Below are 14,689 nucleotides of genomic sequence, written 5' to 3'. Positions count from 1 at the left end.
ACGATTTTATCAAAAGAATGAAGCGAGAATGTGATATAATACTAGAGACCATTTTACAATACAAGAAAGAAAGTACAATGAAAAATATAAAAGTTAATGCACTGGCTAGCTTACTAGTCAATGTTCTCAATATCGTTTTTCCGCTGATAACCAATCCTTATCTGACGCGGATTCTCAGCAAATCCAACTACGGTTATTTCAATACCGCCAATACCTGGGCTAGCTTTGTCATTCCTTTAGCCGCCTTTGGAATATATAACTACGGGATTCGAGCTATCAGTAAGGTTAAGGACGATAAAGATAAGATTAATTATGTCTTCTCAAAGTTATTCTATATATCTGTAATTACTTCTGTCCTTACAACAAGTATCTACTTTTTGTTTATTTACCTAGATAATAGTATTGAAAATTTGAAAGAACTCTACTATATACTTGGTGTCCAGGCTCTCTTCCAATTCCTTTATATCGAGTGGATGAACGAGGCTTATGAAAACTATGCCTTCATCCTTTACAAGACCTTGGTTATTCGTATTGCCATGTTGGTCGCTATCTTCACCTTTGTTAAAACTCCAAATGATATCGTACCTTATGCAATCATCATGAGTGCAACCACTATCCTTAACTACCTGCTCAGTTTTCTTTGGATCAAGAGAGAAGTTTCCTTTGTCAAAATTGGTCTCATGGAATTAATCAAAGCATCTAAGCCACTCTTGACCATGTTGCTTCTAGCTAATGCCAATATGCTATACACCTTACTTGATAGAATGTTTATCACCAAAGGGCCTGATGAAAACTACATTTCTTACTATACCATTGCTTCTAGCATCGTTATGTTGATTGCCAGTGTCCTGAGTGGAGCTATCAACGTCAGTATTCCACGTCTCGGCTACTATCTCGGTAAGAAAGACTACGAATCTTATAAAAATCTTCTGAACCAAGGAGCTGCCCTCTTTTACTTCCTTATCATTCCAACCAGTATTGGGATGATGGTATTAGGAAACTACGCTGCAGTCATCTACTCTTCTGAAAAATACCTTGAAGCTGGTATTGTGACTAGTGTCTTCGCCTTTCGAACTATCATTTGGGCTATTGAGTTGATTCTCGGTAAACAAATTATCTTCATCAACGACCACGAAAATCGTTTAACAGCCTTTTACTTTATTGGTGGCGGAGCTAATATCCTACTCAACAGTCTCTTGTATTTCAATAATATTTTTGCACCAGAGTACTACATTGCTACTACTATTATTGCAGAAACTGTAGTTGTTCTACTGGAAATTTACTTTATCAAGAAACATCAGCTACTTGATTTAAAAGAGATCTTTACTACTTTAACACGCTATACTATTGTATCGCTCGGATTCATTCCAATTTATTTCACTTTTAAATTTCTTTTCCAAATCAACTCTTATACAGTCAACCTCAATATGATACTCATGGTACTCTCGACTGTTGTAACCTGTGGAATCTACTATCTCTTGATACTTTTTATCACAAAAGATAAAACATTCCATTATGCACTCAATCTTGCTCTTGCTAGGATTAAAAGAAATTAAAAGAATCCCCTGCTAATAGACTATTCTACTAGCAGGGGATTTTCTCATTATTCCTTTTCTTTCTTGTCGGAACTACTTGACTCTATAATTGAGTCCTCTTTTTGTTTTTCTGAATTAGAAGAGTTCATTTCTTTTTGTTTTTCTTGCTTTTCTGCCTTATTAATCTTGTCTGATTTATCAGTTAGAGTAGATGTTTCCTGTTTGTTTGTAGAATGATTTTGCTGCTTATCAACAGTAACTACTTGTCTCCATACACCTTCTTCATTAACTTTATAACCATCAGGTGTGGTAGAATTTTTCAATAAGGAACCATCTGCTTGGAAATAGTACCAATTACCATCAACCTGTTTCCAGCCAGTTTGCATCGCTCCTGTTGAATCAAAGTAATATTGATCACTATTGACTTTTTGAAGGCCAACCAACATAATACCATCTTCAGGATTTAGATAATACCAGACGCCTTTGTCTTTTATCCAACCAGTTTTCATGGCTCCATTTGATTCAAAGTAACGGTAATGATTATCAAACCATTTCCAGCCAGTCTGCATGGCACCAGATGCACTAAAGTAATATTGCTTGCCATCTACTTGATTGAGTCCAACCAACATAGCGCCTTCCTTAGATTCAAGATAATACCACATATCATGATATTTTAGCCAACCAGTTTGAAGTGCACCAGATGCAGCGTAATAATGCCAGACATCATTTGACCACTGCCAGCCAACTTGCATGTTACCTGAGGATTTAAAGAAATAGGTTTTTCCATCAATCGCTTTAGAGCCTACGGCCATGATACCTGTTTCTGGATCCAAATAATACCATGATTCTTTATCTTTCAACCAACCAGTTTTCATAGCACCTGAGTTCGTATAGAAGTACCAGCTATTGTCTTGCCACTTCCAGCCAGTCTGCATGGCACCACTAGCATTCAAATAGTAACGAATACCCTTTATATCTTGTCTGCCAGTTAACATGATGCCATCTTTATCCAGATAATACCATGTTTCCTGATCCTTGACCCAGCCAGTTTTCATAGCTCCAGAACTTGCAAAATAGTTCCAGTGACCATCAACAAAGGCCCAGCCAGTTTGCATGACACCTTCTTGATTAAAGTAGTATGTGCTTCCATTGATATTCTTTTTACCGACAGTCTTTAGACCATCCTCATCATAGAAATACCAAGCTGAATCAATCTTTTGCCAAGTTGAAGGCTTACCTGAAATTTGTAGTACGCCACTTTCGCTAAAGAACATCTTCTTACCATTAAAAACTTGGTGTCCTGTCAGCATCTTACCATCTGCCGCAAAAAGGTATTTTTTCCCTCCAATTTCAGAGAGCTCGCTAAATCGTCTAGCACCATTCGACTGGATATAATACCAAGAGTTATCTAGCTTGAACCATCCACCAGTTTGCATTTTACCATTTTTGTTCAGATAGTAATCATTCCCCTTGGCATTTTCTCCCCAGTCGTCATTAAGGTGAAGCCAGCGGCCTGCTTGCATTTGTCCTTTTCCATTAAAGAAGTAAGTGGCTCCGCCAATCTCTTTCCAGCCGATAGCCATTTCCCCGTCAGACAAACGATATTTCCAATAGCCATCTTCTTGATACCATTTTTCGTCAACTACTGGGATATCAGGGAAGGTATTTGAAACATTAGCAAATCCTTTATCGCTAATATCAAAAACAGTAGCGTCTTGAGTTTGGCTAGCAGCACGAAGAACCTGAATATTTTTCTTCTGAAGGTATTCTCTAGTTGAAGCAACATTAATATCTCCACCAGTTGTCTGAATAATCATTTTTGGTGATAAGTTTTCAAGGAAATTAATCGTATTTGAAATTGTCGCATCATAATGGTGGTTCCATTTCATCATATCAACCTTGCCGATAACTGGACCTAACTTATCTTCTGCTCCTTCGGCATTATCCAAATCTCCACCAAGATAGATTCTCTTTCCTGCCACAGTCACTACTGAAACAATGGAGTTGGAGTTATCATCTCGAACTTTTTTCAGATTCCCGTCAGCATCATATTCATTCTTATAGTTGTAGAGCTGGATATCCATATCACCTAATTTTATATGGCTATCCTCATCTGAAATATTCTGGATAAGCGTAACTCCTCGTTTTTGAGCTGCTCTCAAAGCATTATCATAATTGAAAAGATTATCCCATAGCCCCCACTTTGCTGTGATTCGATCATCTGAATATTTTTTCAGATAAAACTTACCAACCTGATAACGATTGAGTATTTCGTCTGCTCCACCAATATGATCACTATGAACATGAGTTCCTATGATAAAATCTAATTTTTTAACACCTATTTCATCTAGGTGGCGAATCAATCTATCCTCTAATACTTGATAATTTCTCATAGAAATTCCCCAACGACTTGGATAGCGTGGGTCACTCCCATCAGGAAAATCATAGTCTTCTCCCATATCAATCAAAGCATAGTGACCATTGCTTTCCAGAAGGATGGCGTCACTCCCAGATTTTGCTTTAGTATTTATGAAATGGATACGATTGCCCGAACCTGCAGAGATAGTATTTGCATTTACTCCTTGCGATAACTGAATCAGCGCTAGAAAGAATACAAGAAAACTATACCCAACTAATTTTATTAACTGTTTATTTTTCATCTTGAAAACCCCTTTATTTTAAAAGATAAGAAACTTATACTAATCAATCCAATAATTTTTATCTCCTCCTGGCACTTGTTGCTCAATGGGTGGCGGACTCATATATTTTTCTCCAAATTCGTAGACAAGTAATTCATGGTATTTTCTCGGAACCTTGACCACAATGTTTTCATACGGCATATCAATCAAATCATAGAGCCATTCTTTTTTTATACCATCTGGATAATAGGGATCATAGATAGTACAAGTGAGATCTGTTGCTTGATCCACACTATACTTCAAAGCAAGACTCTCTAATTTTTGGTTCCATATCTGTGGGGAAGTTAAGCGAAAAATAGCTGATCCCATATAACGAGGGAGATTTTTAAGTCCACCATTCTCAGACTTAATCCCTTTAAAATTCAAAGAAGAAAGACGAATGAAATATTTGTAGAGCTTCATTTTCTTCTGGTCACTTTCTTTCGTTACGACACCATCATATGGAAAGATGTCAACGCAGGTTCCCAATACAACCGTTTTATCTATAAGATTAGCATCTCGACGTGTCCTCACATCATAGACTCGCATATAACTGTAAGGATACCCCTTTGTTTCTCTAAATGAAATTAATTTGTAGTAGGGATGATTTTCATTTTTTAAAACCTTATACAGTTTTTCAAATTCATCACGCGCTAAGGAAATATCTGTATCATCATCCCAAGGTATAAATCCTTTATGGCGTACAGCTCCTAGTAATGTTCCAAAATCAATAAAATATTTGATTTGATGTTGTTCACAAAGATCATGAAGATACTTTAAAATATCTAATTCTACTTGTTTGATTTCTTCAAGAGTTAAAGTTCTTTCAGACATAGGTTTTATTCTCCTAAATTTGACTATATTTTTAAACGTTTCTTAATCCCAATCCCGTCATTTAGACCTTTTAATAATCTTCCACAATTTAAAATCATGATGAGATACTCTTTGTTCAACTGGCGGTAATTGCATATAATCTCCGTAGTCTGAGGTCAAAATTTCATGATATTTTTTCGGAATGGTAAATTTCTTACCTTCAAATGTTCCAGTAGTAACTTGTTCTAGCCATTCGCGTCTCCACACTGGTTTGTTCATATCCTTGTAGATAAGATAATCCACTTCCTCATAATCCGACACTTTACGTGATTTAGCAAGTTCTTCAATTTGTGCAACGTATTTATTTGTATTTGTGAAATAAAAAATAATAACTGAAATATAGCGTATCAGTGAATTTAATGCACTTTTCGTATTGGTGATACCTTTAAATGTATAGCAACTCAATTGACGTTTCTTTATCAGCTTCGTCATCTTGTTCTTGAAATTTGCATCATTCTCGTAGCCATCTACAGGGAAAATATCTACATAAATCCCCATATTTGAATCAATGCGAACATCTTCTTCTAGCAAGTAGGTATGGTTATCCTGCACTTTCATGAAGGGATAGACATAGTTGAGATTATTTTTATAAGACATCGCTTCGTAACGTTCATCAGGGTTAGCAATAAGATAGTCTTGCAACTTTTCATAATCTTCTCGTAACATACAGATATCCATGTCATCATCCCAAGGAATAAAACCTTTATGACGAACCACACCGATAAGACTGCCATAAGCTAGGAAATATTTGACACCAATTTTCTGACAAGTTTCATGAATGTATTCCATGATTCCTAGTTCCATCTGTTGAATCTCTCTAATATCAGTTACTTCCTGATAACGAATACCTTCATCACGTTTGCAAACAACTAATCCATAACCAATAATCAACCAAAAGATAATATTAATAAAATTAGTTGAGTACATAATCTGACTTTCAAATAATTGACCGAACAAGATGCCAAAGAAAAGAATCATAATAAACTTTTCAGAGTTCTTTTTAGAAACAATCAAATAAGTCAAAAAGCGCTTAATTATATATCCTAGTAGAAGTAGAAAGGATACTAAACCTAAAATTCCAGAACTAACAAATACCGTTACCAAAATGTTATGGAAGTTTCCACCAATGAGAGAATTTTGAATCTCAAATTTACTGAAATATTTTGTATAATAATCTGGAACATTCCGTACACCATAACCAAAAATTGGTTTCTCGCTTCCCATTTTGATAGCATTTTTCCAAATATAAGTTCTACCACTAGGTGTTGTTTCTATTAGATGAAGTTCACCTGTTTTTTTTATAACTGAAGAATCCGTTTCTGCATAAGATTGTCCTTTATTTAAGTCTAATACAGTCGCTTTCCCCGAGGATATGTAAATAGAGGTTACATAACTCAATCCGATGTTAGCAGCAGAAACAAGTAAAGCAGAAACAATAAAGATTAGAAATCGCTTAGCTAACTTGCCACCGTTAATAAAGAAACTATAAAACCCAATCATTAACACTAAAGATAATAAAGCTCCTCTACTTTGCATGGTTGCGAAGTAAACTAATTGAATCACATTATTCAGTTTAAGATAGACAGAATATTTACTTCCTTTATGAATCAAATACATAGCCAAAATAATGCTAATGTATGAAAATATCGCACTAGCATTTGGATTAACAATCCCCCACAGACGTCCATTCATAACACCATAGTAATAAGATTGTTCGCCAATCTTAAATAGGATAAGGACTCTACTTATCAATAAACCAAACGCAAAAATTGCTGAAGAAAAAGATACAATTTGAACCGTATAAGCAATCCAGTCAAATAATTTTTTAAGTTTCCCTGATTGTAACATGGTAAATAATAAAACATAGGTTACCATGAAGAGGATTTCAATCACATTTCCAATCAGATGTCCAGAGCGATTGAAAATAGCTGATAGCAGATGACTTCCAGCTAAGAGTCCAAATAAGGATAGAAATTTGCGATCTACTGTGATTTCTTTCCACTTAAACAATAAGGTATAGCAAATATAAAGCACCACAATCGCTGATAATCCCTTGTAGAGGGGATTTGCTATCTTATAAACCAGTGAACTCATACTTAAAATCGAAATAAAAACAAATAGATACGCAATCCATAGTTTTGATTTTTCAAAGTATTCATCCAATTTTGAAAAATTCATTTTCAACTCCTTCTCATGATATTAGTTTTTTAATCCAACAATTTTCTTATATAGCCATGGAGAAATGACAAGTGAAAAGATCGCTACCTTGCGAAAAGTAGTGAAATAAGCATCCTTCCATATTTCGCGTCGATGCTGAACAATCCAAGTCCTCAGCTCGGCTTTCTCCTTTTGATACTCTTCACGTGAAGTAAAGATAATCTTATCGTAAACTGTGATGTACGACCAACATTCTCTGTTTATTAATTCGTATTTTAAATTAGGAAAGACTTGTGATACTTGAGCAATAATTCTCGTATAAACTTTTATAGTGTCAAATACATGCCGATTAACAGATGTTGTCGCACTTCCCTCACGATGATCATAATAATAAATTGGTTTATCAATGAATACACTACTACATCTTGTCTTTAGTAACAATTCCGTTAAAAATAAGGCATCTTCAGCTAGGTGATAATTTGTATTAAACTTTTCATCCGCAAGCAGGTCTCTCTTAAACAGTTTTGCGACTGGAAAAAATGACGTTCTGCTAGTCATCAGTAGTTCCTTCATGGTTTCTTCTGTTGACCAGAGTTCTGTTTTTCCAGAATGTGGAGGTAGGTCTGTTACAATGCCATTTTTGATATGGTGTAGAGGAGCAATTACAAAGCCTACATTCAACCCTTCAACTGCACTTGCTAAAGTAGCTAAGTAATCTTGGGTAGCAAAATCATCGCTATCAATAAAGGTAACCCAAGAACCCGTCGCTAGCTGAATTCCCATATTTCTAGCATTTGAAACACCAGCATTTTCGATATGGTAAACTTTGATATTCTCATACTGATTTGCTAAATGATCACAGATTTGTCCACTAGAATCAGTAGATCCATCATTTATTAGGATTAGTTCAAAATTGGTATAAGTCTGATGAAGAATTGACTCCACACATCGTTCCAGATAGTTTTCTACATTGTAGACTGGAACGATAACGCTTATTTTTTCTCCCATCATACTCCGTATTCTCCCTTGTACTCTCTATAACTCTTATCCATGTCTGCTATAATCGCATCATGATGTGGTAGCTGCTTATCTGCTGGTGGAGGTGTCATATAATCACCAAAAGCAGTGCTGAGATAGGCATCGTAGCCAACTGGAATGGGCATCTCTGTCTCTTCAAATGGCAAGAAAAGATTATCTTCAAAAGATGCGATTGGGTACTTATTTCTCATGTAGCCAGGCCCTGAGCATAACTCCGTGATTCCATCGCTCTCAGCCAGACTGTACTTGGTCATTTCTTTTTCAGCTTTTTTCCAAATATGATAGCGGAGAGATTTGGGAGTCACCCCCAGTAAAATACGGCTTCCCCATTTCATAAGTGCGCCATGCTTTTCTGGAATAGTTTGCGCACAAAACAGTGAATAAATCAGTGCCCAAAGAACCTGTTTTTTCCGCTCAGCTGGATTTTTCGGATAATAATCCAAAGGCAAAACATCCAAGGCCAGACCATGTGGCAAATCCAAATCCTGCTGATAAGGCTTGATACAGGTGGTCTCCTTGTCACGAATGGTAATAAAAAGATTACGATCGACAAAATCCTTATTACTCTTTGATAAGAAGTAACGTTCATCTGCATAACGAGGCCATAATTCTGCCAATTTTTCATAATCCTTACGGGGCATAAAAAAGTCTAGGTCGTCGTCCCAAGGAATGAACCCCTTGTTTCGAAGGGCACCAATAGCACCTCCACCACAAAGATAACAAAGCAAATCATGTTCTTTACAAAATGCGACGAAATATTCAGCCATTTCCAGACTACGAGCCTGAATCGCTTTCAAATCACTCATGTCTCTCCTCTTCTGTTCAATAACGAGTTATATCGTTTTATTATACCATAAAATAGCCTTAAAAATCCATCTGACACTAAGAAAAATCAAAGTTCAAACCACTATTTTACTGGTGATTCGAACCTTGATTTTTTCTGTCTTATCTTATCTCATCCTCATCTGAGATAGTTTAGTTTGATATTTATTTTGGTCTACTAAGAGTGCCTGTCCTCCATAAACATCGTAATCATCTACCCAATCACCTAGTTCTGGAACTGTTAATCTCTCAATGCCATTTTGCGCCCCATCTAGGAAGGATAAACCATTTGTCAATAAGAAACTATAGGGAACATTCGTAGAGGTCATCCCAAAGACCTTACCAAGTGCTTCTGATCCAGTAAAGAGTTTGGTTGGATCCTTGAGCTGTTGCAGAACAGCTGTCAATACTTGCTGTTGTCTCTTGGTACGACCATAATCACCTTCATCATCATCACGGAAGCGAGCATAATTGAGTAAGGTTGAACCATTCATCTGCTGTTTCCCAACTTTGATAGTCTGGGTTGGAGACTCTGTTTCTGTAGCATGCAAGTCATCTCCCACCGTAGCTTCGGTTAAAGGTTGACCTTCTAAGGTTGAGAATTTGGCATCAATCGTCACCCCATCAGGGAACAGAGTGTCAATAGCAGTTGCGAAGGCCTGGAAATCAACCAAGGCATAGTACTTAATGTCCAAGTCAAAATTATCTTTCAATACTTGGCGAACCATTTCTGCCCCTTTTTGACCTTCTTGTTCCCCTAGTTCATAGGCTACATTTAACTTGTTATCTGTTTGTTTCTTCCCATTGATAATCTTACTATATCCATCAATATAAACTAAGTTATCACGCATGAAGCTGACAAGCTTAATTTTCTTATCTGAACCACCAACATTTAGTACCATAATAGAGTCCGTTCTCGTCTCAGCACTATTTTGGCCAATCCGTCCATCCGTCCCCATAATCAAAATATTAACCCCATCCTTGGTATCTTGACCATGAAAAACTTCTACTTGAGCTGCCTTAGCATTGGCAGGTTTATTTGGATCCGCATTTGAATAGCCTTTTAGGAACATAAAAATCATGCCAAAACCGACACAGGCTAGAAGGGCAAGCAATCCTGCAAAAATGCGCCCCCAACGAATCTTACGTTTTTTGGACTTAACCTTTGGATGAGAATGAGTTTTCTGGTATTTTTTTGCACGACTTCGGTTACCATAGGATGGAAGAGGAGACTGATTGACTGGTTCCCTGAAAGACTCTTCCATATCGTGATTTTCATTATAAATTTCTGGAGAAGCTTTACTACTGCTAGCCATATTTAACTTACCTTGCAGGTAAGCAAACTCTTTTTTCTCTCGCTCATTGAGGTAATGAATATTCTTAAAAAGATAGTCATAACGCAACTGCTCGTGATGGCTTAAGGGATTTTCTTTGCTCATCTTATCTCCTTTCCGTGGTCTGATATTGGATAAATAGGATAGGCTCCCAGTACTTTATACTGGATTCCAATCGCTTCTAATTCTTTTTGGGCAAAGTTAACCAAGTCCTTATCGGCATAATCCACATCGATAATGAAAAAGTATTCTCCCAGTGCTGTCTTGAGTGGTCGACTTTCAATTTTTGTCAGGTCAATTCCTCTCCAAGCAAAGGTCGACAGGGCCTTATAAAGTGCACCTGGAAGGTTGTCAGGTAAGGTCAAGGCAAAAGTCATTTTCTCAGTTTGTGCTTGCAAGGGAATACTAGGCTTTTCAGCTCCCAAAACCCAGAAACGTGTGAAATTGGCTTCCATTTCCTGAATATCCTCGGCAATCAGTTCTAAACCATATTCTTCAGCAGAACTTCTAGGTGCAATCGCTGCATAAGGTTGGTCTGGATGTTCGGAAATAAAGCGGGCCGCATAAGCTGTACTAGCTGTTACCTCGATTTGGGCCTCTGGATATTGTTCATCGATGAATTTCTTTCCTTGAGCCAAGGCCTGTGGATGTGAAAAAATCTTTTCAATCTTAGTGTGACCTGGAACCACCATCAACTGCTGATGAATAGGCTGAACGATTTCTGCCACTGCTTGGATACGAGCCTGATGAAAAAGGTAGTCCAAGGTTTCATGAACACTACCCTCGATAGAATTTTCAACTGGCACCACAGAATAGTCCACCAAGCCTTGCTCATAGGCCTTGATGACATCTGTAATATTGGCAAAGGCCTGCAATTCCTCCTGAGGAAAAGCTGTCTGCACAACGTGGTGTGAAAATGATCCCTTGGGACCTAGATAAGCAATTTTCATCTCAGTTCCTCTATAATTTCCTCTGGGCTTAGCTTGGTCACATCCAAAACCCGACTAGCTACTTCCTCATACCAAGCCTGTCTTTCTTGGAAAATAGCTGCTAATTCTTCCTTGCTATTATTTAGAAAAAGCGGGCGCTGATTGTCCTTATCAGCTGATATGCGTTGGTAGAGGGTTTCAAAATCAGCTTTCAGATAGATGTTATCAGAATTCGTCTTTAGTAAGTCACGATTTCGTTGAGAAATAACCACTCCTCCACCAGTTGACACAACTTGGTCTCTTTGTAGTAAATCAGCTAGGACTTCTGATTCTATCTGACGAAAGGATTCTTCTCCCTTTTCCGAGAAAAATTCCGCAATGGACATGCCTAAGCGCTTCTCTATCAGAGCATCCATATCAAAGTAATTAGGGTCCAATCCTCTTGCAATAGTCGATTTGCCAGCTCCCATAAATCCTAATAACACCTTAGCCATGAATTAAGCTCTCCAAATCATCAAAAAAGCTAGGATAGCTGGTATTGATGGCTTCTGCACGGTCAAGCTCCACTTCTCCATCTGCAACCAAGAGGGATGCGATGGCTGTCATCATGCCAATACGGTGGTCTCCAAAAGTATTGACTCTAGCACCGTGAAGGGCTGATTTCCCTTTGATAATCATTCCATCTGCTGTAGGTGTGATATCCGCACCCATGCTATTTAAAGCGTCTGCCACAACCTGAATGCGGTCTGTTTCCTTAACCTTGAGCTCCTCAGCATCCTTGATAACTGTTACACCTTGGGCTTGTGTCGCAAGCAGAGCGATAACTGGCAATTCATCAATCAATCGTGGGATCAAAGCACCACCAATCTCCGTTCCTTTCAAGTCAGAAGACTCAACAGTCAAGGTTGCAGATTTAGCGACTGGGTCAATTTCAGTAACTTCTAATTTTCCACCCATGGCGCGAATGACATCAATGATACCTGTACGCGTTTCGTTAATACTAACATTCTTCAGTACTACACGAGAATTTGGAACAATCAAACCTGCGACTAGCCAAAAGGCTGCACTGGAAATATCTCCTGGAACAACCACCTTTTGTCCTGTCAATTTTTGCGGTCCTTGGACTGTGATTTTCTTGCCATCCACACTTAAATGACCACCAAATTGTTGCAACATATCTTCAGTATGATTACGAGTGCACTCTTTTTCGATAATAACAGACTCCCCCTGAGCCTGCAAGGCCGCAAAGATCAATGCGGACTTGACTTGGGCAGAGGCAATTGGCAACTCATATTGAATAGGTCTTAGGTTTTTTGTCCCTTTTAAATGAAGGGGAGGCAGGTCTCGTTCAGTTTGCCCTGAAATACTAACGCCCATTTTTTTAAGTGGAATCGTCACACGGTCCATAGGTCGTTTGGAAAGACTATCATCGCCAAACATTTCTACTTCAAAGTCTGCACCAGCAAGAACGCCTGAAATTAAACGAATAGATGTCCCAGAATTTCCCATATCAAGGGCATTTTGCGGAGCTTTTAAACCATCCATACCTACACCTTGAATGGTAATAACCCCATCTTTATCCTCAATCTCTACGCCGAGGTCACGAAATACCTGCATAGTTGAAAGGACGTCTTCGCCACGTAATATATCATAAACCTTGGTCTCACCCTCAGCCAAACTTCCAAAGATAATGGAACGGTGACTGATAGACTTGTCACCTGGAACTCGGATACTGCCGTGTAAGTGGCTAATGTTTGTTTTTAGTTTCATACTGGACCTCATACTTGCAATACTTTTACCTATTTTATCATAAAAAGCCAGAAATTCCTTAAAAATTTCTGACTTTATGATAGTTATTTTCTTATTTTAGCAATTCTGAAACTGGTTCGAAAACAATTTTTTCAATGTCAGAAAGGTAAATTGCCAATTGTTGTTGCTTGGTAAAGAATTCTGACAAAAGGCTGTTCCCCTGAATCTGCTTGCCAAAGCCTTCCATCTTAGCTTGGAAGGAAGCATCTGGCATTTGACCTGTCTGCGCTAGTCTTTGAATTTCCTCTTGGAAAGCAACATATTCTGTAAAGATTTTGCTTGCCTCAGCATCTGCTGAAATAGCATCTTTAGCTGCTTTAACAGCCTTGTATTCTGGTAATTCGCGTAAACCGCGACTGAGTTCGTTTGCACTATCATAAATATTTGACATAATTTTCTCCTTATTTGATGACGACTGTGTAGTCGGTATTTTCTGTTATGAGATGCTCGGCTCGTTCCAAATCTTGAGCATTTCTAAATGAAATTTGTAGAATCCCGTGAATATCCTCACGGTTTTCCTCGTTGATATGAATATTGACCAAGGAAGTTCCACGTAGCAGTTCCAAAATCCTCAGGATGACGTTTTCTTCATCAGGAACATCGACATAAAGGTCATAAGAGCTATCCACACCGCCACGTTTATGAATTTCCATGGCCTGACGTTGCTCACGCGCTTGGTTGAAAAAGTTCCAAATCTGCTCTTCATCTCCCTTGCTGATAGCTTGTCCAACCTCATCTAAACGTTCCTTGAAATCCTCAATTCTCTCTAGGATAGTTTCACGATTGGACAAGAGAATGGAGGTCCACATACCCGGCTCGCTTTCCGCAATACGAGTCATATCTCGAAAACCACCTGCCGCAAAGCGCCTTGCCATCTCATGTTCTTGAGCGTAGACCGCGGTCTGCTCCATGAGACTAGAAGCCAGAATATGAGGGAAATGGCTAATCTGAGAAGTCACTCGATCGTGCTCCTTGGCATCAATCTCGATAAAACGGGCATGAAGACCTGAAAGCAAGTCCTTCATTTCCTCAAGCGTGTCCTGACTTGTCAGGCTTGAAGGTGTAAAGATATAATAGGCATTTTCAAAAAGATTGACATCCGCAGAAGCAGCCCCTGTCTTGTGACTACCAGCCATGGGATGGGCCCCGACAAAGCGAACAGATTTGCCAGTCAAATACTGCTCCGCTGCATCCACAATGGCTGACTTGGTCGAACCAGCATCTGAAATAATGACCCCTTCTTTCAAGTCCAAGTTGGCCAATACCTTAATGAAAGCAATGGTTTGTTTGATTGGCAAGCTGAGAATGATGATATCTGCCATAGGAGCAAAACTGGCAAAATCATCCGTTGCACGGTCAATCATGCCTTCTTTCAAGGCGATATCTCTCGAAGCTTGACTGCGATTATAACCTAAAATTTTATAACCTGGATGATCGCGTTTGATACCTAGGGCCATAGAGGCTCCAATCAATCCAAGACCTGCGATATAGACTGTTTTTGCCATAGGAACTCC

At 38.3% G+C, this 14,689-nt stretch carries 12 protein-coding genes; 1 reads left to right on the top strand and 11 read right to left on the bottom strand.

The genetic code is table 11. The features are described 5' to 3' along the window. Positions 1–77 precede the first annotated feature (77 nt). Positions 78–1,556 (top strand): oligosaccharide flippase family protein, encoded by a 1,479-nt coding sequence (locus tag M594_RS03655; RefSeq protein ID WP_125452246.1) that lies wholly within the window; start codon positions 78–80, stop codon positions 1,554–1,556. 47 nt (positions 1,557–1,603) lie between these two features. Here the strand turns inward: M594_RS03655 and M594_RS03650 are convergent, their stop codons facing one another. From M594_RS03650 to M594_RS03600, 11 genes are all read right to left on the bottom strand, one after another. Beyond that, positions 1,604–4,195, bottom strand: coding sequence for an MBL fold metallo-hydrolase (locus M594_RS03650; RefSeq protein WP_173876002.1), 2,592 nt, complete (start codon positions 4,193–4,195; stop codon positions 1,604–1,606). Positions 4,196–4,234: 39 nt separating this feature from the next. After that, positions 4,235–5,047 carry a LicD family protein gene (locus M594_RS03645; RefSeq protein WP_173876001.1) on the bottom strand — a complete coding sequence of 271 codons (813 nt, stop codon included), beginning with the start codon at positions 5,045–5,047 and terminating at the stop codon, positions 4,235–4,237. Between the two features lie 57 nt (positions 5,048–5,104). Further along, positions 5,105–7,264, bottom strand: a complete 2,160-nt coding sequence (locus tag M594_RS03640; protein WP_173876000.1) for a LicD family protein — start codon at positions 7,262–7,264, stop codon at positions 5,105–5,107. Positions 7,265–7,285: 21 nt separating this feature from the next. Continuing rightward, positions 7,286–8,254 (bottom strand): glycosyltransferase family 2 protein, encoded by a 969-nt coding sequence (locus tag M594_RS03635; protein ID WP_173875999.1) that lies wholly within the window; start codon positions 8,252–8,254, stop codon positions 7,286–7,288. Further along, a complete protein-coding gene (locus M594_RS03630) occupies positions 8,251–9,087 on the bottom strand; it encodes a LicD family protein (protein ID WP_173875998.1) in 837 nt (278 codons plus the stop codon). The genes M594_RS03635 and M594_RS03630 overlap by 4 nt, the downstream gene beginning before the upstream one ends. A 144-nt stretch (positions 9,088–9,231) precedes the next feature. Beyond that, complete coding sequence (locus M594_RS03625) at positions 9,232–10,542, bottom strand: LCP family protein (protein WP_173875997.1); 1,311 nt, start codon at positions 10,540–10,542, stop codon at positions 9,232–9,234. Continuing rightward, complete coding sequence (gene pheA / locus M594_RS03620) at positions 10,539–11,387, bottom strand: prephenate dehydratase (protein WP_173875996.1); 849 nt, start codon at positions 11,385–11,387, stop codon at positions 10,539–10,541. Before pheA ends, M594_RS03625 begins: the two co-directional genes overlap by 4 nt. Next, complete coding sequence (locus M594_RS03615; RefSeq protein WP_173875995.1) at positions 11,384–11,860, bottom strand: shikimate kinase; 477 nt, start codon at positions 11,858–11,860, stop codon at positions 11,384–11,386. Before M594_RS03615 ends, pheA begins: the two co-directional genes overlap by 4 nt. After that, a complete protein-coding gene (gene aroA, locus M594_RS03610) occupies positions 11,853–13,136 on the bottom strand; it encodes a 3-phosphoshikimate 1-carboxyvinyltransferase (protein WP_173875994.1) in 1,284 nt (427 codons plus the stop codon). The genes M594_RS03615 and aroA overlap by 8 nt, the downstream gene beginning before the upstream one ends. Positions 13,137–13,227: 91 nt before the next feature. Next, complete coding sequence (locus M594_RS03605) at positions 13,228–13,566, bottom strand: YlbF/YmcA family competence regulator (protein WP_000065980.1); 339 nt, start codon at positions 13,564–13,566, stop codon at positions 13,228–13,230. 10 nt (positions 13,567–13,576) lie between these two features. After that, entirely contained in the window at positions 13,577–14,680 is a 1,104-nt protein-coding gene (locus tag M594_RS03600; RefSeq protein ID WP_173875993.1) for a prephenate dehydrogenase, read from the bottom strand. Positions 14,681–14,689: the final 9 nt, after the last annotated feature.

Origin of the sequence: Streptococcus mitis (assembly GCF_013305725.1) — a bacterium.
Taxonomy (GTDB): Bacteria; Bacillota; Bacilli; order Lactobacillales; family Streptococcaceae; genus Streptococcus; species Streptococcus mitis_BO.
This window is presented reverse-complemented; position numbering and strand designations above follow the sequence as displayed.

Excerpts from the sequence above, each read along its gene's own strand:
- M594_RS03645 (WP_173876001.1), bottom strand. The coding sequence starts at position 5,047 with ATGTCTGAAAGAACTTTAACTCTTGAAGAAATCAAACAAGTAGAATTA.
- M594_RS03630 (WP_173875998.1), bottom strand. The coding sequence starts at position 9,087 with ATGAGTGATTTGAAAGCGATTCAGGCTCGTAGTCTGGAAATGGCTGAA.
- pheA (WP_173875996.1), bottom strand. The coding sequence starts at position 11,387 with ATGAAAATTGCTTATCTAGGTCCCAAGGGATCATTTTCACACCACGTT.
- M594_RS03650 (WP_173876002.1), bottom strand. The coding sequence starts at position 4,195 with ATGAAAAATAAACAGTTAATAAAATTAGTTGGGTATAGTTTTCTTGTA.
- M594_RS03625 (WP_173875997.1), bottom strand. The coding sequence starts at position 10,542 with ATGAGCAAAGAAAATCCCTTAAGCCATCACGAGCAGTTGCGTTATGAC.
- M594_RS03640 (WP_173876000.1), bottom strand. The coding sequence starts at position 7,264 with ATGAATTTTTCAAAATTGGATGAATACTTTGAAAAATCAAAACTATGG.
- M594_RS03605 (WP_000065980.1), bottom strand. The coding sequence starts at position 13,566 with ATGTCAAATATTTATGATAGTGCAAACGAACTCAGTCGCGGTTTACGC.
- M594_RS03615 (WP_173875995.1), bottom strand. The coding sequence starts at position 11,860 with ATGGCTAAGGTGTTATTAGGATTTATGGGAGCTGGCAAATCGACTATT.
- M594_RS03655 (WP_125452246.1), top strand. The coding sequence starts at position 78 with ATGAAAAATATAAAAGTTAATGCACTGGCTAGCTTACTAGTCAATGTT.
- aroA (WP_173875994.1), bottom strand. The coding sequence starts at position 13,136 with ATGAAACTAAAAACAAACATTAGCCACTTACACGGCAGTATCCGAGTT.
- M594_RS03600 (WP_173875993.1), bottom strand. The coding sequence starts at position 14,680 with ATGGCAAAAACAGTCTATATCGCAGGTCTTGGATTGATTGGAGCCTCT.
- M594_RS03635 (WP_173875999.1), bottom strand. The coding sequence starts at position 8,254 with ATGATGGGAGAAAAAATAAGCGTTATCGTTCCAGTCTACAATGTAGAA.